General features: G+C 61.8%; 14 protein-coding genes and 2 pseudogenes. 2 read left to right on the top strand and 14 right to left on the bottom strand.

The window, feature by feature from the left end:
• Positions 1–21 precede the first annotated feature (21 nt).
• The 7 genes from ASE80_RS18790 to ASE80_RS18760 form a co-directional block, all read right to left on the bottom strand.
• Positions 22–1,662, bottom strand: coding sequence for a BatD family protein (locus ASE80_RS18790; RefSeq protein WP_056860266.1), 1,641 nt, complete (start codon positions 1,660–1,662; stop codon positions 22–24).
• A complete protein-coding gene (locus ASE80_RS18785; RefSeq protein WP_056860265.1) occupies positions 1,659–3,398 on the bottom strand; it encodes a tetratricopeptide repeat protein in 1,740 nt (579 codons plus the stop codon). The genes ASE80_RS18790 and ASE80_RS18785 overlap by 4 nt, the downstream gene beginning before the upstream one ends.
• The gene (locus ASE80_RS18780) at positions 3,395–4,483 is read right to left on the bottom strand and encodes a vWA domain-containing protein (protein WP_056860264.1); all 1,089 of its coding nucleotides are present in this window, start codon (positions 4,481–4,483) and stop codon (positions 3,395–3,397) included. The genes ASE80_RS18785 and ASE80_RS18780 overlap by 4 nt, the downstream gene beginning before the upstream one ends.
• On the bottom strand, positions 4,476–4,970 hold the full coding sequence (locus ASE80_RS18775) for a DUF4381 domain-containing protein (RefSeq protein ID WP_056860263.1): 495 nt from the start codon (positions 4,968–4,970) through the stop codon (positions 4,476–4,478). Before ASE80_RS18775 ends, ASE80_RS18780 begins: the two co-directional genes overlap by 8 nt.
• Positions 4,967–5,899: a DUF58 domain-containing protein gene (locus tag ASE80_RS18770; protein ID WP_056860262.1), complete on the bottom strand. Its 933-nt coding sequence runs from the start codon at positions 5,897–5,899 to the stop codon at positions 4,967–4,969. The genes ASE80_RS18775 and ASE80_RS18770 overlap by 4 nt, the downstream gene beginning before the upstream one ends.
• Positions 5,900–5,904: 5 nt before the next feature.
• Entirely contained in the window at positions 5,905–6,864 is a 960-nt protein-coding gene (locus ASE80_RS18765) for an AAA family ATPase (RefSeq protein WP_003174327.1), read from the bottom strand.
• 278 nt (positions 6,865–7,142) lie between these two features.
• A complete protein-coding gene (locus ASE80_RS18760; RefSeq protein ID WP_056860261.1) occupies positions 7,143–7,496 on the bottom strand; it encodes a hypothetical protein in 354 nt (117 codons plus the stop codon).
• A gap of 494 nt (positions 7,497–7,990) precedes the next feature.
• Between ASE80_RS18760 and ASE80_RS18755 the strand changes: the two genes are divergently transcribed.
• The gene (locus tag ASE80_RS18755) at positions 7,991–12,859 is read left to right on the top strand and encodes an NAD-glutamate dehydrogenase (RefSeq protein WP_056860260.1); all 4,869 of its coding nucleotides are present in this window, start codon (positions 7,991–7,993) and stop codon (positions 12,857–12,859) included.
• Positions 12,860–13,054: 195 nt separating this feature from the next.
• On the opposite strand, the pseudogene ASE80_RS30840 reads toward ASE80_RS18755, so the two are convergent.
• The 5 genes and pseudogenes from ASE80_RS30840 to ASE80_RS18730 form a co-directional block, all read right to left on the bottom strand.
• Positions 13,055–13,258, bottom strand: a pseudogene (locus ASE80_RS30840) (FCD domain-containing protein); the annotation flags it as partial.
• Positions 13,259–13,505: 247 nt separating this feature from the next.
• Positions 13,506–14,108 (bottom strand): hypothetical protein, encoded by a 603-nt coding sequence (locus ASE80_RS18745; protein ID WP_056860258.1) that lies wholly within the window; start codon positions 14,106–14,108, stop codon positions 13,506–13,508.
• 69 nt (positions 14,109–14,177) lie between these two features.
• Positions 14,178–14,836: pseudogene (locus ASE80_RS18740) on the bottom strand (GntR family transcriptional regulator).
• Between the two features lie 17 nt (positions 14,837–14,853).
• Positions 14,854–15,555 carry a FadR/GntR family transcriptional regulator gene (locus ASE80_RS18735; protein WP_056860257.1) on the bottom strand — a complete coding sequence of 234 codons (702 nt, stop codon included), beginning with the start codon at positions 15,553–15,555 and terminating at the stop codon, positions 14,854–14,856.
• 145 nt (positions 15,556–15,700) lie between these two features.
• Positions 15,701–17,026 (bottom strand): C4-dicarboxylate transporter DctA, encoded by a 1,326-nt coding sequence (locus ASE80_RS18730; protein WP_177336530.1) that lies wholly within the window; start codon positions 17,024–17,026, stop codon positions 15,701–15,703.
• A 217-nt stretch (positions 17,027–17,243) separates the two neighbouring features.
• Here ASE80_RS18730 and ASE80_RS18725 point away from each other — a divergent pair, with 217 nt between their 5' ends.
• A complete protein-coding gene (locus ASE80_RS18725) occupies positions 17,244–17,873 on the top strand; it encodes a DNA-3-methyladenine glycosylase I (RefSeq protein ID WP_056860255.1) in 630 nt (209 codons plus the stop codon).
• A gap of 49 nt (positions 17,874–17,922) precedes the next feature.
• Here the strand turns inward: ASE80_RS18725 and ASE80_RS18720 are convergent, their stop codons facing one another.
• Together ASE80_RS18720 and ASE80_RS18715 are read right to left on the bottom strand one after the other, a co-directional pair.
• The gene (locus tag ASE80_RS18720; RefSeq protein WP_056860254.1) at positions 17,923–18,690 is read right to left on the bottom strand and encodes an SDR family oxidoreductase; all 768 of its coding nucleotides are present in this window, start codon (positions 18,688–18,690) and stop codon (positions 17,923–17,925) included.
• A gap of 22 nt (positions 18,691–18,712) precedes the next feature.
• Positions 18,713–19,780: a phosphotransferase family protein gene (locus ASE80_RS18715; RefSeq protein ID WP_056860253.1), complete on the bottom strand. Its 1,068-nt coding sequence runs from the start codon at positions 19,778–19,780 to the stop codon at positions 18,713–18,715.
• Between the last annotated feature and the right edge of the window lie 97 nt (positions 19,781–19,877).

Below are 19,877 nucleotides of genomic sequence, written 5' to 3'. Positions count from 1 at the left end.
TGCTGTCAGACAGGTAGAGATTTACTTGGGATACAGCGGCGGCAAGCTGGTGGTATCCGTGGCCGGGTCTTGCGCACGTTCGACCATTGGAATCGCTTTGACCGCACGCCACAGATCTTCACCCAGCCAGTATTGGCCGCTCTCGCTGTACAGCGCGCCATTCAGCCCATCCAGGGCATCCGACAACGGCACAAACCGCGCCGCCATGTCGGCCAGGGTTTCCGGCTGTTGCCGCGCCCAGGCATCCAGCGCCTGGCGCGTGGCTTGCGGGTCGTTGGCCTGGGTGGCGCGTTTGAGGTCGTCCAGCAGCGAGCGTGGGCTCGGGCCGGTTTGCGCGGCGCGCTGCACGGCAGGTTGGCGACGGGCGCGCCACCACAGGCCGAAACCCAACAGCGTGGTGCAGGCGAGTATCAAGGTGCTCAGTTGCCACAGCCACAGGCGGCTATCGTCCGGTGCGGTAATCACCGTTGGCATGGCGGGCGTGTCCACCACCAGGCTTGGGTTGGTCGCCACTTGCAGCGTGCGCGCGGGCAGGCTGGTGCGTTCCAGGTGATCTTCGTGGGTGTTCCACCACACCACTTCCACGGCGGGCATTTCCACGCTGCCGGCGCGGGTGGGCACTAGGGCTTCGCGGTCTTCACGGCTGCCGATCAGGCCTCGGTCGCTGTTCTGGTTGGCGAGCACCGGTTGGTCCGGGTAACGGCGCAGGCCGTTGATCTCGCTGGTGGGCAGTGCCGACAATTGTGCGCTGGACAAACCCTCGGCCTTGACCGTGAGGCTGCGCGTCAGGGAGTCGCCGACTTGTACGTGATCGGGTTCAGGGTTCCAGGCTTCGCTCAGGGTCAGGCTGCGCGCAGGCAGCCAGGCGGCGTCGGCGGGGTAAAATTCCGGCTTGGGTTTTACCGTCAGCGGCAACTCGGCCGAGCTGACATGAATCAACTTGCCCGGTTTGGTGCCTTGCAGGGTGTTCTCCTGGGGCGGCCGCGATTCCACCAGGGTGGCACTGAAAGTCTGCGCCGGTATCACCAGGGCACCGCTGTGCTGCGGGTAGATCGCATAACGGGTTTCGATCACGCCGTGGCGAATGCTGTTGATGACCTTTTCGTAGGTGCGCGACTCGCCCAATTGCTCGATGCGCGCATCCGGGATTTGCAACGGCGTGAGGCTGCTGTCGTCATACAGCGACACCGAGTGGTACACGCGCACGGTCAGCAGCGCCTGGGCCTGCACGTACACACTGCTCTGGTCGAGGTTGGCTTCGATAAACACCGGGGCCAGTTCGGCGCTGGTGTTCTGGCTGGCGGTTTCCAGCACTTGCAGGCTGATCGGCTGGGTCTTGAGTTCGCCCACTTGCAGCGGCGGAATCACCACGGTGCCGTTTTCCTTGGGCAGCAACGTGATGATCCAGCGCGTGGTGGCGTGGTTATCGCCGCCCAGGGTGGTGAGCTGGTTGATCTGGCGCGTGCCGCTGACTTCGAACTGCGCATCCAGCGGTGACAAGTCGGGTTTGCCGAACTGGGTGACGTCACTGGACTCCACCGTCAGCTCCACCGTTTCCCCGGAATTGACGCGGCTGCGGTCGACACTCGCCACCAGGTTGGCCGCCTGGGCGTGGCCTGCCGACAGTGCAAGCAGGAGCAGAAGGGTGGTGCGGCGGCTCATCGAGTCTTGTCCTGATGTTGTTGCTGTTCGTACCAGAATTTACGTCGCAGCAGTTCGCCGGGGTTGTCCGGGATCTGCTGCAGCCATTGCTCCAGCGCCTGGCGATGCTCGCCATCGAGGTTGGCATCGGCGGGGCGCAAGGGCGGGGTGGTGGTGTGCTCGTCGCCCAGTTCGCTGCCGGGTACGTCATTGCCGCCGGCTTTGGGGGTGGCGCCCGTCTGGTTATCGCCGGCACTGGCCTGGCCTTGGCCTTGGGGCGATTGCTCGCCGCCCGTGGCACTTTGGCCGCTGCTGCCCGGTTGCGCAGTTTGGCCGGGTTGGGTGGTTTCGTCATCCTCATTTTTGGCGGGCTTGGCCGGTTCGGGCTGGGTTTTTTCCTGGATCAGGCTTTCGACCAGCGCTTTGTTTTTCAACGCCGGTTGCAGGTCGGGCTGGGCTTCGAGCGCTTGCTCATAAGCGTCGATGGCGGCTTCCAGTTCACCGGATTTGGCCAGGGCATTGCCGCGATTGTAGTGGGAATAGGCGTCATTGCCCTGGGCAAAACGCTTGATCGCCTCGGCGTAGTTGCCCGCCTCATACAGCGCTACCCCTTGCCATTGCGGGTCTTCGAAGTGTTCGGCGGCCTCGCTGGGGCGCTTTTTCTTCAGCAGGTATTGGCCCTGCTGGTCGGGGCGCAGCCACAGGTCCTGAAGTTCAAAGGCATAGCTGGGCTGCGGCGCACCCAAGAGCAGCAACGGCAAGCAGAACAGCCAGCCACGGCGGCCCGCACACGCGGCGAGCAGCAGCAGGGGCAGCAGCAACCAGTAACCCTGGTCGGCCCAGGTATCGAGGTGCAGCAGCTGGCCGTCATTGCGCAGCTGTTGCGGGCCGTCGAGCAGGTTGAGCTGGCGCAGGTCTTTGTCGTCCAGGCGCGCGGCGCGGTAACGGCCGCCCATCTCACTGGCGAAGGCCTTGAGGGTCGGGCTGTCCAGGCGCGGCACCAGAATGGCGCCCTGGTCATCCTTAAGGAACTCACCGCTTTCCTGGGTCACCGGCGTGCCTTCGCGGCTGCCGATACCGAGAATCGACAGGGTCGGGGCCTGGGCGCCTTGCAACTGCAGGCGAATGCCCTGGCGCTCCTGTTTGGACAGCGACGAGCCCACCAGCAGCAGGCGCCCCTGGCCAAGGCCGGCTTGCTTGAGCAGGCTCAGGGCTTTTTCTACCGCCAGGTCGGCGCGATGGCCGGGCTCGGGCATGATCGAGGGGCGCAAGGCTTCGAGCAGGTTGCGGCTGGTGGCCAGGTCGTCCGACAGCGGCACCAGCGTGTGCGCGCTGCCGGCATACACGACGATGGCGGTGGGCGCGTTGTCGCGCGCTTGCAGCAAGTCGTAGAGCTTGCGCCGCGCCTGCTCCAGGCGATTGGGCGGGCTGTCGGTGGCGAGCATTTCCGGGGTCAGCTCCAGCAGCACCACCAGCGGGTCGGCGGGTTTCTGGCTGTTCTGTTCAACCCTTTGCCAGCTGGGGCCGAGCAACGCCAACACGGCCAGCAGCCAGGCGATACCCAGCACCACCCAGGGTGATTTGCTCTCGCGACCGTTGCCGCCACTGAGCAGCGCCGCATGAAAGGCCGGCGGCAAAATCATCTGCCAGCGCCCGGCGCGCTTTTGCCGGTGCCACAGCTGCCACAGCAGCCAGCCGAGCAACGGCAGCAGCAACAGCCACCAGGGGCGGAACCAGTGCGGCCACAGGTCGATCATCTACGCCTCCGCAAGCGCAGGCGTTTAAGGCGTTGGCGCCATTGCGGGTGTTGCTGCAAAAAAATGCCTTTGGTCGAGAGCTTATTGAACCAGCGTTGCAATGCGTTATTGGGCCAGCGCTCCTGCACCACCAGCAGCATGCTCAGTATCAGGGCCAGCGCCAAGGGTGCGCTGTACAGCGCCTGGGCCGGGCGTGCCTGGGTCGGTTGTTGGGCCACCGGTTCCAGCTGGTCGAGGGTTTGCTTGATCTTTTGCAGCTCATCGCCGTCGCGGGCGCGGAAGTAGCGGCCACCGGTGGCGTCCGCGATGGCCTTCAAGGCCGGTTCATCGAGGTCCAGGCTCGGGTTGACGCCCAGGATGCCCAACGAGCCGGTTTGCTCCGGGTCGGCGCCGATGCCGATCGGGTAGATTTTTACGCCTTCTTCGGCCGCCAGGCGCGCAGCGGTCAGCGGGTCGATCTGCCCGGCATTGTTGGCGCCATCGGTGACCAATACCAGCACACGGCTTTGTGCCGGACGCTGGCGCAGGCGTTTAAGGGCCAGGCCAATCGCATCGCCGATGGCGGTGTTTTTGCCGGCGATGCCGATGCGCGCTTCATCCAGCCAGGTACGCACGGTGCGCCGGTCGAAGGTCAGCGGTGCTTGCAGGTACGCCTGGCTGCCGAACAGGATCAGGCCCACGCGGTCGCCTTCGCGGCTTTCCAGGAAGTCGCCGAGCAAATGCTGCACCAGGCTCAGGCGGCTGACGTCATCGTCGTGCCAGTGCATATCGGGGAAGTCCATGGAGCCGGACACGTCCACGGCCACCAGCAAATCACGGCCGCTGGCGGCAATTGGCAGCGGTTCGCCGAGCCATTCCGGGCGGGCGGCGGCGGTCAACAGCAGCAGCCACAACACCACGAACGGCGCTTGCTGGCGCCAGCCGGGCAGGTTGACCCGCGCACGGCGGCGCGCCAGGCCTTCAAGGTCGGCCAGGTAGCTGACCTTCAACGCGGGCTCGCCGCTGTCGGCCACCGGCAGGATAAAGCGCATCAACCACGGCAAGGGCAACAGGGCGAAGATCCACGGCCAGGCGAACTCAAACATGTTTGCGAATCCAGGTATCGACCGCTTGGGTCAGGCCGGCGATGGCCTTGTCGTCGAGTTTGCATTCGGGTTTGTAGGCGCCTTCGACCAACACCATCCAGCGCGTAAGGCCGGCGGCGGGGCAACGGTTGTCGAGGAACGCCAGCCATTTGCGCCCGTTGAGCGTGTGGCTCTGGCTGTAGGGGTAGTCGTTGCGGCACAGGCGCTTGAGCAGGCCATTGAGTTGTTGCAGCCAGGCACCGGCGGGCGCGCCGTCGTAAGGTTTGGGCATCAGCGCCAGTTCGGCCAGGGCGGCGATGCGCAGCGGGTCCAGTGGTTGTTCGGCGCGGGCCACGGGCCGGCTTGTGGGCAGGAACCGGCGCAACCACCACAAGCCCCAGCCCAGCAGGGGAATCACCAGCAGCAACAACCACCAGCCTGGGGCAGGCGGCCAGAAGCCGATGGCCGGCGGGGCGATCAGGGGCTGCAGTTGGTCGAGGCTGCTCATTGCTTTTTAACCGGGCGTTGCGGGTTGAGGTATTCGCGCAGTTGCTCGACCATTTCGCTTTGGGTGCTTAAGGGCATCAATAGAATGCGCAGCTTCTGTGCGAGCAGTTCCCAGCGCGCAATACGCTCCTCGGCCTGGGCTTTGTAAGCCTGGCGCAAATCGAAGTTCAGGGTGTCCAGTTCCAGTTGTGCGCCTCTTTGCGCGAAACGCAGCAGCCCCGCGGCGGGCAGGGCGTGGTCCAGCGGGTCAGAAATAGGCAGCAACAGCAGGTCGCAATGCCGTGACAGCAGGCTCAGTTGCTGCTCGGCGCCTTCGGTCAGGGCGCGCTCGTCGCAGATCACAATCACCAGACTGCCCGGGCGCAGCACTTCGCGGCCACGGCGCAGGGCCATGCCCAACGCGTCGGCTTCGGGGCGACTTTCGGTGTTCAGGCTCTGGTTCACCCGCACCAGACGGTTGAGCAATTGCAGCAGGCTTTGTTTGCTGCGCCGGGGCTTGATTTCGTAGTGCTCGCTGTCGCCGAACACCAACCCGCCCACACGGTCGTTGTGCCCCAGCGCGGCCCAGCCAATCAGGCTGGCGGCTTGGGCGGCGAGTACCGATTTGAACATCTGGCCGGAGCCGAAAAACAGCCGGCAGCTTTGCTCGACCATGATGAAAATCGGCCGTTCGCGTTCTTCGTGGAACAGCTTGGTGTGCGGCTCCTGGGTGCGCGCCGTGACACGCCAGTCGATGGTGCGCACATCGTCGCCGGCCTGGTACACGCGCACCTGGTCGAAGTCGACCCCGCGCCCACGCAGCTTGGAGTGGTGCAGGCCGATCAACGGGCTGCGCTGGCTGGGTGTGGAAAACAGCTGCACTTCGCGCACGCGATGGCGCATCTCAATCAACTCGCTGAGTGTGACGCGGATTCCATCGCCGGCATTCATGGGGTTCAAGCGACGGCTACGACGTCGAGAATGCGTTGCACCACGCGGTCCTGGTCAATGCCGGCCGCTTCGGCCTCGAACGACAGAATAATGCGATGGCGCAGCACGTCGAACAGCACCGCCTGGATATCTTCCGGGCTCACAAAGTCGCGCCCGGCCAGCCACGCATGCGCACGGGCACAGCGGTCGAGGGCGATGGAGCCGCGCGGGCTGGCGCCGTAGGCGATCCACTCGGCCATTTCCGGGTCGAACTTGGCCGGGGTGCGTGTGGCCATGACCAGTTGCACCAGGTATTCCTCCACCGCATCGGCCATGTACAGGCCGAGGATTTCCTTGCGCGCGGCAAAAATCGCCTGCTGGCTTACGCGCCGCTCAGGCTTGGTTTCGCCATTGAGTGCTTCGCCCCGCGCTTGCTGCAGGATGCGCCGTTCGACGGCCGCGTCCGGGAAGCCGATTTTGACGTGCATCAGGAAACGGTCGAGCTGGGCTTCGGGCAACGGGTAAGTGCCTTCCTGCTCGATGGGGTTTTGCGTGGCCATCACCAAAAACAACGGCGACAGGTCGTAGGTGCTGCGGCCCACACTGACCTGGCGTTCGGCCATGGCCTCGAGCAGCGCCGATTGCACCTTGGCCGGGGCGCGGTTGATTTCGTCCGCCAGCACCAGGTTGTGAAAGATCGGGCCTTGCTGGAACACGAAGCTGCCGGTTTCCGGGCGATAGATCTCGGTGCCGGTGATGTCGGCGGGCAGCAGGTCGGGGGTGAACTGGATACGATGGAACTGCGCTTCGATGCCTTCGGCCAACTCTTTGATGGCCTTGGTCTTGGCCAGGCCCGGTGCGCCTTCGACCAGCATATGGCCGTCGGCGAGCAGGGCGATCAGCAGGCGATCGATGAGTTTTTCCTGGCCGAGAATCTGCGTAGAAAGAAAGGTTCGCAGCGCAAGCAGCGCTTCACGATGTTCCATCGATGACGGTTCCTGGAGAGATGAGCCCCAACGTCGAAAAAACCGCCGGGCCTGGGGCGTCTACTTTAATGCATCGCGGGGTGTGGCGACTAACGGAGTGGTGGGTATTTTTAGCAAAACTTGTAGGATTTTTGTGTGCAGCGCACAAATTCCAGCGAGGTGTGCTCGACCCGTGTGGGAGCTGGCTTGCCTGCGAGGGCATCAACTGGGGTGACCTGATATACCGAGGTGCCTGCATCGCAGGCAAGCCAGCTCCCACATTTGATCCTTGGCGTCGTTTAAATCCGGCTGAAGGTGCCGGTGCCCTTGAGAATGTTCTGCAAGGTTTCTTCCACTTCAGCCATATCCGACACGGCGGTGGTGTGGGTGATCTCCAAACAGTCTTTGCCACCCAGTGCATCGGCATCACCCGCCGCCAGTTCAATCACCAATGTGGTGTCACTCAAGGTGACTTTCAGCCCATCCAGGGTTGACGGTTCGTAATCCCAGGTCAGCTCAACCTCATCCTCGTCCGGGTAACGGCTGAGCATGAACATCTCGCCATTGTTGCCGTGGCAGCACAGCATGGCCATGTTGTCTTCTTCGTCGTCGCAGGGCGTGGCCATCAGTGCATCGGTGTTCATTTGCAGCATGGGAAATCCTGTAGGGGGGAGGGCGCAGCGGAGCAATTGTGCCATTGCGGCGAATTTTGTGCTGCATTCTGTGTCAGACGCCAAGGCGTGACTTGACGGGTAATACCAGTCATTTTTGATACTCGGCAGGTTGGAAATAGCCGGTTTTTCCTCGGAAAAAATCCGGGTTACCCAAGTCGCAACCCCAAGCCTGCGTACCGATGACCGAATATGTCGCAGCGTCGCAAGCAGCTGTCTTCCTACACTCGTTAAGCTGCGCAACGGATGTGCCCTGTGCCGGGAGCCTGACCTGCCCGTCTTACCGTCGCCTGGCGTGGAGTACATCTTATGGAAGTTGTATGTGACCTCATTGTCTTGTCCAGCTTCACCCACCTGTCACCCTGATTCGTTTAAGGTGCTTGTTATCAGTACCGACGAACAGCGCTGACGGTCTCCCCGCAAGGGGATAACACGCGACGCTTCCATCAATAACAAGCCCAAGCGGAGTACCACAGATGGCGTTCTTCACCGCAGCCAGCAAGTCCGACTTCCAGCATCAACTGCAAGCGGCACTGGCGCAGCACATCAGTGAACAGGCACTGCCACAAGTGGCGCTGTTCGCTGAGCAATTCTTCGGCATTATTTCCCTGGACGAACTGACCCAACGTCGCCTTTCCGACCTGGCCGGTTGCACCCTGTCTGCCTGGCGCCTGCTTGAGCGCTTTGACCACACCCAACCGCAAGTGCGGGTCTACAACCCCGATTACGAACGTCATGGCTGGCAGTCGACCCACACCGCGGTTGAAGTGCTGCACCATGACCTGCCATTTCTGGTCGACTCGGTACGCACCGAGCTGAACCGCCGTGGTTACAGCATCCACACCCTGCAAACCACCGTGCTCAGCGTGCGTCGCGGCAATAAAGGCGAGTTGCTGGAAATCCTGCCAAAAGGCACCCAGGGCGAAGGCATTCAGCAAGAGTCGCTGATGTATCTGGAAATCGACCGTTGCGCCAATGCCGCCGAACTCAACGTGCTGAGCAAAGAGCTTGAGCAAGTGTTGGGCGAAGTGCGCGTGGCCGTGGCCGACTTCGAACCGATGAAAGCCAAGGTCCAGGACCTGCTGGCCGGTATCGACGCCAGCCAGTTCAGCATCGACGGCGAAGAAAAAGCCGAGATCAAGAGCTTCCTGGAATGGCTGGTGGGCAACCACTTCACCTTCCTTGGCTATGAAGAGTTTGTGGTACGTGACGAGGCGGACGGTGGTCATATCGAATATGACACCGGCTCCTTCCTCGGTCTGACCAAATTGCTGCGTGCCGGCCTCACCGCCGAAGACACGCGCATCGAAGACTACGCCGTGGCTTACCTGCGTGAACCGACCGTGCTGTCGTTCGCCAAGGCCGCGCACCCAAGCCGCGTGCACCGCCCGGCTTACCCGGACTATGTGTCGATCCGTGAGATCAGCGCCGACGGCAAGGTGATCAAGGAACACCGCTTCATGGGCCTGTACACTTCGTCGGTGTACGGCGAAAGCGTGCGAGTGATCCCTTACATCCGCCGTAAAGTCGCGGAAATCGAGCGCCGCTCGGGCTTCCAGGCCAAGGCGCACCTGGGCAAAGAGCTGGCCCAGGTGGTTGAAGTGTTGCCGCGTGATGACCTGTTCCAGACCCCGGTCGACGAACTGTTCAACACCGTGATGTCGATCGTGCAGATCCAGGAGCGCAACAAGATCCGCGTGTTCCTGCGCAAAGACCCGTACGGTCGTTTCTGCTACTGCCTGGCCTACGTGCCGCGCGATATCTATTCCACCGAAGTGCGCCAGAAGATCCAGCAAGTGCTGATGGATCGCCTGAAAGCGTCGGACTGCGAGTTCTGGACCTTCTTCTCCGAGTCCGTACTGGCCCGTGTGCAGTTGATTCTGCGGGTGGACCCGAAGAACCGCCTGGACATCGACCCGGTTCAACTGGAAAAAGAAGTGGTGCAGGCCTGCCGCAGCTGGCAGGACGACTACGCCAGCCTGGTCGTGGAAAGCTTCGGCGAAGCCCAGGGCACCAACGTGCTGGCGGACTTCCCGAAAGGCTTCCCCGCAGGTTACCGCGAGCGTTTTGCTGCGCATTCGGCCGTGGTCGACATGCAGCACCTCAACAGCCTGACCGAAGCCAACCCGTTGGTGATGAGCTTCTACCAGCCGTTGGGCCAGGTCTCCGGCCAGCGTGAGCTGCATTGCAAGCTCTACCACGCCGACACGCCACTGGCGCTGTCCGACGTGCTGCCGATCCTGGAAAACCTCGGCCTGCGCGTGCTGGGTGAGTTCCCGTACCGCCTGCGTCATGCCAATGGCCGTGAGTTCTGGATCCATGATTTTGCGTTCATCGCTGCCGAAGGCGTGAACCTGGATATCCAGCAGCTCAACGACACTCTGCAGGACGCGTTCGTGCACATCGTGCATGGCGATGCCGAAAACGATGCGTTCAACCGTCTGGTACTCACCGCCGGCCTGCCTTGGCGCGACGTGGCGCTGCTGCGTGCTTACGCCCGTTACCTCAAGCAGATCCGCCTGGGCTTCGACCTGGGTTACATCGCCAGCACCCTGAACAACCACACCGACATCGCCCGCGAGTTGACCCGGTTGTTCAAGACCCGCTTCTACCTGGCGCGCAAGCTTACCGCCGACGACCTGGAAGACAAGCAGCAACGCCTGGAGCAAGCGATTCTCACGGCCCTGGACGATGTTCAGGTGCTCAACGAAGACCGCATCCTGCGTCGCTACCTGGACCTGATCAAGGCCACCCTGCGCACCAACTTCTACCAGACCGACGCCAACGGCCAGAACAAGTCGTACTTCAGCTTCAAGTTCGACCCGCGTGCGATTCCCGAGCTGCCCAAGCCGGTGCCGAAGTTTGAAATCTTCGTGTACTCGCCGCGTGTTGAAGGCGTGCACCTGCGCTTTGGTAACGTGGCGCGCGGCGGCCTGCGCTGGTCCGACCGTGAAGAAGACTTCCGCACCGAAGTGCTCGGCCTGGTAAAAGCCCAGCAGGTGAAGAACTCGGTCATCGTGCCAGTCGGTGCGAAGGGCGGCTTCCTGCCGCGTCGCCTGCCATTGGGCGGCACCCGTGACGAGATCGCGGCCGAGGGCATCGCCTGCTACCGCATCTTCATTTCCGGCCTGTTGGACATTACCGACAACCTCAAGGACGGCGCCCTGGTGCCACCGGTCAACGTCGTGCGCCATGACGACGATGACCCGTACCTGGTGGTTGCGGCGGACAAGGGCACTGCGACCTTCTCCGACATCGCCAACGGTATTGCCATCGACTACGGCTTCTGGCTGGGCGATGCATTCGCTTCCGGTGGTTCGGCCGGTTACGACCACAAGAAAATGGGCATCACCGCCAAGGGCGCGTGGGTGGGTGTGCAGCGTCACTTCCGTGAGCGCGGCATCAACGTGCAGGAAGACAGCATCACCGTGGTGGGCGTCGGCGATATGGCCGGTGACGTGTTCGGTAACGGCTTGCTGATGTCCGACAAGCTGCAACTGGTCGCGGCCTTCAACCACCTGCACATCTTCATCGACCCGAACCCGAACCCGGCGACCAGCTTCGTCGAACGTCAGCGCATGTTCGAGCTGCCGCGTTCGGCCTGGACCGACTACGACACCAGCATCATGTCCGAAGGCGGCGGGATCTTCTCGCGCAGTGCCAAAAGCATCGCCATTTCGCCGCAGATGAAAGAACGCTTCGACATCTCGGCCGACAAGCTGACCCCGACCGAACTGCTCAACGCCTTGCTCAAGGCGCCGGTGGACCTGTTGTGGAACGGCGGTATCGGCACTTACGTCAAGGCCAGCACCGAAAGTCACGCCGACGTGGGCGACAAGGCCAACGACGCGCTGCGCGTGAATGGCAATGAGCTGCGCTGCAAGGTCGTGGGCGAGGGCGGTAACCTCGGCATGACCCAGCTGGGTCGTGTGGAGTTCGGCCTCAATGGCGGCGGCTCCAACACCGACTTCATCGACAACGCCGGTGGTGTGGACTGCTCCGACCACGAAGTGAACATCAAGATCCTGCTCAACGAAGTGGTGCAGGCCGGTGACATGACCGACAAGCAGCGCAACCAGCTGCTGGCGAGCATGACCGACGAAGTCGGCAACCTGGTGTTGGGCAACAACTACAAGCAAACCCAGGCGCTGTCCCTGGCCGCGCGCAAGGCTTACGAGCGTGCTGCCGAGTACAAACGCCTGATGAGCGACCTGGAAGGCCGTGGCAAGCTGGATCGCGCCATCGAGTACCTGCCGACCGAAGAGCAGCTTGTGGAGCGTGCCTCCACCGGTAAGGGCCTGACCCGTCCCGAGCTGTCGGTGCTGATCTCCTACAGCAAGATCGATCTCAAGGAAGCCCTGCTCAAGTCGCTGGTGCCGGATGACGACTACCTGACCCGTGACATGGAGACCGCGTTCCCGCCGAGCCTGGTGGCCAAGTTCGGCGAAGCCATGCGCCGTCACCGTCTCAAGCGTGAAATCGTCAGCACCCAGATCGCCAACGACCTGGTCAACCACATGGGTATCACCTTCGTTCAGCGACTCAAAGAGTCGACCGGCATGAGCCCGGCGAACGTGGCGGGCGCTTATGTGATCGTGCGTGACATTTTCCACCTCCCGCACTGGTTCCGTCAGATCGAAGCCCTGGACCACCAGGTGTCCGCCGACGTGCAACTGGAGCTGATGGATGAGCTGATGCGCCTGGGCCGTCGCGCTACGCGCTGGTTCCTGCGCAGCCGTCGCAACGAGCAGGACGCTGGCCGCGACACCGCGCACTTTGGTCCGCACCTGGCGGCGTTGGGCCTCAAGCTCGACGAACTGCTGGAAGGCCCGACCCGCGAAGGTTGGCAGAACCGCTACCAGGCCTACACCGAAGCCGGCGTACCGGAGTTGTTGGCGCGCATGGTTGCCGGTACGACTCACCTGTACACCTTGCTGCCAATCATCGAAGCCGCCGACGTGACCGGGCATGACGCCGCCGAAGTGGCCAAGGCCTACTTCGCCGTCGGCAGCGCCCTGGACTTGCCGTGGTACCTGCAGCAGATCAGCGATCTGCCGGTGGCTAACAACTGGCAGGCCCAGGCCCGCGAAGCGTTCCGCGACGATGTGGACTGGCAGCAACGGGCGATCACCATTTCGGTGCTGCAAATGGCCGACGCGCCACAAGACATGGAAGCCCGCGTGGCCCTGTGGCTTGAGCAGCACCAGGACATGGCCGATCGCTGGCGCGCAATGATGGTCGAAATCCGTGCAGCCGTCGGCACGGACTACGCCATGTATGCGGTCGCCAACCGTGAGTTGCTCGACCTGGCGTTGAGCGGTCAGTCGGTGCTGCAACCGGCTTGATCCCTCGGTAAAACAAAAGCCCCCGCCTCGTGAGAGGCGGGGGCTTTTTGTTGGCACCACATTCATCAAACCCCACACACCCAATGTGGGAGCTGGCTTGCCTGCGATAGCGGTCTTTCAGCAACAGGAAGGCTGCTGACCCACCGCTATCGCAGGCAAGCCAGCTCCCACAGTTTGATCTTCATCCACTTGGACTCAGTGGTGTTTGAGTAATTTGCTTTCCAGATGATCCAGGTGCTGAGTCATCAGGGTCACGGCGCCACTTGAATCGCGTTGCTCGACCGCATCCACAATCCCCACATGCTCCTGCCACGCGCAGTAGGTGCAGGCTTTCGCTTCATATTGCGCAATGATCAATGACGTCAACGGCACCAGGCTGTTGAGGAATTGCGCCAACGGCCAACGGTGCGTTGCTCGACCTGGCATTGAGCGGTCAGTCGGTGCTGCAACCGGCTTGATCCCTCGGTAAAACAAAAGCCCCCGCCTCGTGAGAGGCGGGGGCTTTTTGTTGGCGCCACATTCATCAAACCCCACACACCCCATGTGGGAGCTGGCTTGCCTGCGATAGCGGTCTTTCAGTAACAGGAAGGCTGCTGACCCACCGCTATCGCAGGCAAGCCAGCTCCCACAGTTTGATCTTCCAGCGTTAACGACTCCCCAAACACGGCTGGATAACTCTTTTCAACCCACTGTTGTTTGCCGGCAACGTGAAGGTTGCCGTCAGCGGCTTGCCGCCTGCCTTGGCAGGCGCCAACCAAAGTTTCAGCGTCTGGCCCCGTGAGGCATCACTGGCCCAGTAGGCCAGTTCATCACGCGGCACTTGGGTGCTGAACGCAAAGACCGTCCCTAGCTGGAAAGACCCGGCGTAAGTCCAGACGCCACTGACCGAAAGCTCAATGGCCGTGCGTGCTCCCGTGGTTATACGCAACGGCCCATTGGTGCGGGCGTCTTTGCCATGAAATGGCTCAATGTCCAGGCCCAGCGTTTCCGGGGTTATCTGCAGCGCCAGTCCGGCCGTTGGGTTTCCCGGATGGCAGCTGATTTCCAGGCTGGCTTTGGTGTGGAAGTCGTTGTAAGCGCTGTCACCAAAAGTCCGTGCGGTGGTCAACATCGGGCTGTCGACGTCGGGCCGCTCAAGCAACCACACGGGGTGCGCGGGTGTGATGATTACGTCGTCACCGGCGTGTGCGTAAACCGTGAGCGACGTTATGAAAAGGGCTGCAAGCAACGTAAAGGCGACAGGTTGCATAGAAGTATTCATCCATAGGTGGGCCTTGATGTAAGGAATGAATGCATTCTGCCGCTTAGCGAGCGCTGGTTATGTCGGGCGTTTCCCAAGCGGGAGTAGTTTGGCTTCCAGGTGATCCAGATGCCGGCTCATCAGGCTTGTCGCACTGCGCACGTCGCGTTGCTCGACCGCATCGACAATCGCCAGATGCTCCTGCCACGCGCAGTAGGTGCAGGCTTTCGCTTCATATTGCGCAATGATCAATGACGTCAACGGCACCAGGCTGTTGAGGAATTGCGCCAACGCCCCGATAATCGAATGGCCGGCCCGCGCTGGTCGCGTTCGATGCAGTCGCGCTCCCGTGCAATCAACTCGCGCAGCTGGCGTATCTGCGTGGTGGTCGCTTGGGCGCAGGCCAACTGCACCACGGTGATCTCGGTCATCCGTCGTGCTTCCAGGATCTGCCGCGTCTGCTGCGCATCCGGCGCCGCCACTTGGGCACGCTGGTTGGGGCGTAGGATGATCACTTGCTGATGGGACAGCTTGGCCAGCACACGGCGAATCACGCTGCGGCTCACGCCAAAGGTTTCGCCCAGGCTTTCTTCGGTAAAACGGCTGGCCGGGGCGATGCGTTGTTCGAGGATGGCGTCGAACAGGCGTGGGTAGATGTCATCCACCGACAGTTTTTTGCCGCCAACCAGGCGCAGGGCAGGGAGGACGGCATTGCGTTGCAGGGCGTGGGCGCTCATGGTCGGTCTCCAAAAAATCAGCTGCCCAGATGGTCGTCCGGGATATTCAAACGAATGCCCATGCGCAGGCCTTCCTGGAGGATGTGCCGGCGCATTTCGGCGCTGGCCAGGGCGCTGTTCTTGTTGCGGATGGCGCGCACCACGGCGTCGTTCTCCTGCAGGCGTTCGGCCAAGTGCTCGGGCGAATTGCGCAGTACCTGGGCGCTTTGCTTGAGAGCGTTGCTGGTCTGCTGCACCACATTCTGGAAGATCGGGTTTGAAGTCAGCGCGAACAGCTCTTCGTGAAAGCCGATGTAAGCGTTCATGCCCGCTTCGGCGTCGCCGGCCTCCAGGGCTTCGCGCATGTCCATCAAGGTCAGGCGCAACTGGCCGACTTCCTTGCTGCTGATGGACTGGGCAACCAGGCCGACAATAAAGGGTTCGAGGGTGTAGCGCAGTTGCAAGATATCTTCGAGGCTGGCGTCGGCCACGGCGTCGCTGGATTGTGGTTCGCTGATGCTGGTTTCCAGCACCACCACGCCTTTGCCGGGCATCGAGCGCACCAGGCCGAGGGTTTCCAGCACGATCACGGCTTCGCGCAGGCTCGGGCGGCTGATGCCCATCTGCTCGGCCAGTTCACGCTGGCCGGGGAGCATGTCGCCCTGGCGCCACTGGCCCCGCTTGAGTGCGGCGCGCAGTTTTTCTACGACTGAATTGACGACGGTTGAAGTGCTGATCACGTCTACGTCTCCTTGGATGTTGCCAATACGATGACGATTCCATGTGGGAGCTGGCTTGCCTGCGATGACTGACTGCCAGCCAACATCTCTATGGCTGACCCACCGCTATCGCCGGCAAGCCAGCTCCCACAGTTGAATTATGTTGCTAGAACTCCTGATGCGCCGGCAGCACCGGCTTCTTGGCCTGGAAGGCATACCCTTGCTCGCCGTCGAGCACCTTGTTGGCGCGCTGGATATCAATGTCTTTTTCCCAACGGGCGATGGCCACGGTGGCCACGCAGTTGCCGATCAGGTTAGTCAGCGCGCGGCCGATGCCCATGAACCAGTCCACCGCCAACACCAGCACCAGCCCCACCACCGGAATCGCCGGGATCGCGGTCAGCGTGGCCGCCAAAATCACCAGCGCCGAGCCCGGAATGCCGTGGGCACCTTTGGAGGTGATCAACGACACCAGCAGGATGGTCACCAAATCAGTCATCGACAGCGGCGTGCCGGTGGCATTGGCGATAAACACAATGGCCAGGGTCAGGTAGATCGAGAAACCGTCGAGGTTGAATGAATAACCGGTGGGAATCACCAGGCCGACGGTGGAGCTGCCAATGCCCAAGTGCTCGAGTTTACGCATGATCTGCGGCAATACCGCGTCGGAGGAGGCGGTGCCCATCACGATCAGCAGCTCTTCGCGCAGGTACTTGAGCAGCGGCAGCATGCGCAGGCCGGACAAGCGCATCACCAGGCCCAGCACCAGCCCGACAAAGGCAAAGCAGGTCAGGTAGAACAAGCCCACCAGGCTGCCCAGGTGTTGCAGAGAATCGAGGCCGTAGGTGCTGGTGGTGAAGGCGATGGCGCCGAATACACCGATTGGCGCCAGGCGCACGATCATGCCCATGATGCGAAAGATCACATGGCTGAGTTCGTTGATCAGCCGCGAGATGCCGGAAGCGGCTTCGCCCACCAGGTTCAGCGCGCTGCCGAACAGCACCGAAAACAGCAGCACTTGCAGCACGTTGTTGTCGGCAAAGGCGCCGATCACCGAGTTGGGGATCAGGTCCATCAGGAACTGGCTGGTGCCGCGAATGTGCTGGCCCTTGTCAGCCAACTCATTGAGGCCGGCGGACGATAGCTGCTCCAAGTGAATATTGGCGCCTTGGCCGATACCCGTGCTGAACGCCATGATCAGGCCGATCACCAGGGCGACGGTGGTCAGCACTTCAAAGTAGATCACTGACTTCAAGCCAATGCGCCCGACCTTCTTCAGGTCGCCGGCACCGGAAATACCGCTGACCACCACGCAGAATACGATCAGGCCGATCAGCATTTTGATCAGCTTGATAAAGCCGTCACCCAGGGGTTTGAGTTGCGAGGAGAATTCGGGAAGGGCCAGGCCGCAAATAACGCCTAACATCAGGCCAATCACGACTTGCAGGAAAATCGAACGCGAGCACCATCTGAGCATGGGAGGGATCTCTATTCGGTGCCCTGGTGGTTCCAGGGCTTAATTGTTGTGGTCTTACCGGTATGTCCAGTGCGCGGCCAGTCTACGCCGGGTTTTTTTCAAATCACAAGTAAATATTCGGCGGTTGCCAGGTCCCGGTCTGACCAGTTGGTCGGTAAGGGTGATGCTTGAGCGGTTGGCAGGTAATATTTTTTTTCGCTTATCATCCGCGCCTTGATTGGCGAGGTGACACATGGATAGACCCGGGCTGACCACCGACGCAGCAGGGCTGACGCACTGCACCTGGCGCACTGCCGCACCTGAATATCCGCGTTACCACGACCACGAGTGGGGCGTGCCGGTGGCAGACGACACCCCGCTGTACGAGAAAATTTGCCTGGAAGGTTTTCAGGCGGGCATGGCGTGGATCACCATTTTGCGCAAGCGCGAGCAGTTTCGGGCGGCGTTCGAAGGGTTTGATTTTCGCCGCGTTGCGCAATACGGCGAGGCCGATATCGAGCGGCTGATGAACGACCCAGGCATCGTGCGCAACCGCGCGAAGATCGTCTCGACCATCAACAACGCGCGCAGGGCCTGTGAACTGGTGGACGAAACCGGTTCGCTGGCGCGCTGGTTGTGGGCATTTGAACCTCCGCCAGAGGAACGCCCGGCGGTGGTGGACATGGCTTACTGGACCGGCAACCCGACGTCACCGGCATCGGTGCGCTTGTCCAAAGCCTTGAAGAAACGCGGCTGGACCTTTGTTGGCCCCACCACGATGTACGCGCTGATGCAGGCGATGGGGATGGTCAATGATCACTTGGAAGGCTGTGTGTGCCGACCGCGCATAGAGGCTCTACGCCAACAGTTCAAGCGCCCTTGAGTCAACGACTGCCGCTCCCACAGGGATTGGCAGTGCCTGCAAGGTCCGGTCAGGACAGGAAACCACCGTCCACATTCAGCGACACACCGGTGGTGTAGCTGGACGCATCGCTGGCCAGGAACAGCACCGCACCGGCCATCTCGCTTGGGTCGGCCACGCGCTTGAGCGGGATCTGCGCCAGGGCCATCTTCAGGATCGAGTCGTTCTTGACCAGCGCCGAGGCGAACTTGGTGTCGGTCAGGCCCGGCAGCAGCGCATTGCAACGGATGCCGAACGCCGCGCATTCCTTGGCAAACACTTTGGTCATGTTGATCACGGCGGCCTTGGTCACCGAGTAGATGCCCTGGAACACGCCCGGGGAGATGCCGTTGATCGAGGCCACGTTGATGATGCTGCCGCCGCCGTTGTCGCGCATCAGCTTGCCGGCTTCCACCGACATGAAGAAGTAGCCGCGAATATTCACGTCAACGGTCTTCTGGAACGCACCCAGGTCGGTGTCCAGTACGTTGCAGAATTGCGGGTTGGTGGCTGCGTTGTTAACCAGGATATCCAGGCGCCCGAACTGCTCACGGATACCGGCGAACACCTGGGTAATCTGCTCCATTTCGCCAATATGGCAGGCCACGGCGGTGGCTTTGCCGCCGGCGGCGATGATCGCATCGGCCACGTGCTGGCAGCCTTCGAGCTTGCGGCTGGAGACGATCACATGCGCACCTTGCTGGGCCAACAGCTTGGCGATGGCTTCACCGATGCCACGGCTGGCGCCGGAAACAAATGCGATTTTGCCGTCGAGGTCGAACAGATGGGTCTTGGACATGCTGGGTTCCTTGCTCGTGTAGTCAGAGGGCTGATTTAGCGATGACGTTCAGGCTCATTTGCTCCAGCAGCTTGTTCATATGGATGAACTGCGCAAAGCGTTTGTCCTGGGTCTGGCCGTGGAAAAAACGGTAGTAGATCTGCTGCACAATGCCGGCCAAACGGAACAGGCCGTAGGTGTAGTAGAAGTCGAAATTGTCGATCTGGATGCCGGAGCGCTCGGCGTAATAGTCGACGAATTGGCGACGAGTCAGCATGCCCGGCGCATTACTGGGCTGGCGGCGCATCAGTTGCACCGGCGCCGGGTCTGCGGCTTCGATCCAGTAGGCGAGGGTGTTGCCCAAGTCCATCAGCGGGTCGCCTAACGTGGTGAGTTCCCAGTCCAGTACGCCGATGATCTGCATCGGGTTGTGCGGGTCGAGGATCACGTTGTCGAAGCGGTAGTCGTTGTGCACGATGCTGGAGGTCGGGTGGTCAGCCGGCATCTTGTCGTTGAGCCACGCGCGCACGGTTTCCCAGCTGGGTGCGTCGGGCGTCAGGGCTTTTTCGTAGCGGTCGCTCCAGCCACGAATCTGGCGCGCTACATACCCTTCGGGCTTGCCCAGGTCGGCCAGGCCGCAGGCGGCGTAATCCACTTGGTGCAGTTCGACGAACTTGTCGATAAAGCTTTTGCACAGTGCCTCGGTCTTGGGCGCGTCCAGGCCCAGCTCGGCGGGCAGGTCCGAGCGCAGGATGATGCCGTTGACGCGCTCCATCACATAGAACTCGGCGCCGATCACCGACTCATCAAGGCAGTGCACATAGGCTTTGGGGCAATACGGGAAGCCGTCCTTGAGCTGATTGAGAATGCGGTATTCGCGGCCCATGTCGTGGGCGGACTTGGCTTTGTGGCCAAACGGCGGGCGACGCAGCACGAATTCCTGGCCGGGGTATTCCAGCAGGTACGTCAGGTTGGATGCGCCACCGGGGAACTGGCTGATTTTGACCGGGCCGGCAAGGCCGGGAATATGCGCCTTGAGGTAGGGATCGATGAGGCTGGCATCAAGTTCTTCGCCGGGGCGAATCTGGGTCGATTGGTCGTTAAGCGCCATGCTTATCCCTTCTGCTTATTCTAAAGGCCTTGGACTATTGGCTAATCTAATGCGCACCGCCGCCCAGCGACAAGGTCGGGGCGGCTTAATAGGTTAG

Origin of the sequence: Pseudomonas sp. Leaf15 (genome assembly GCF_001421425.1) — a bacterium.
Lineage (GTDB): Bacteria > Pseudomonadota > Gammaproteobacteria > Pseudomonadales > Pseudomonadaceae > Aquipseudomonas > Aquipseudomonas salomonii.
Note: the sequence above shows the minus strand (reverse complement) of the source record. Positions and strands in the feature narration are given on the sequence as shown.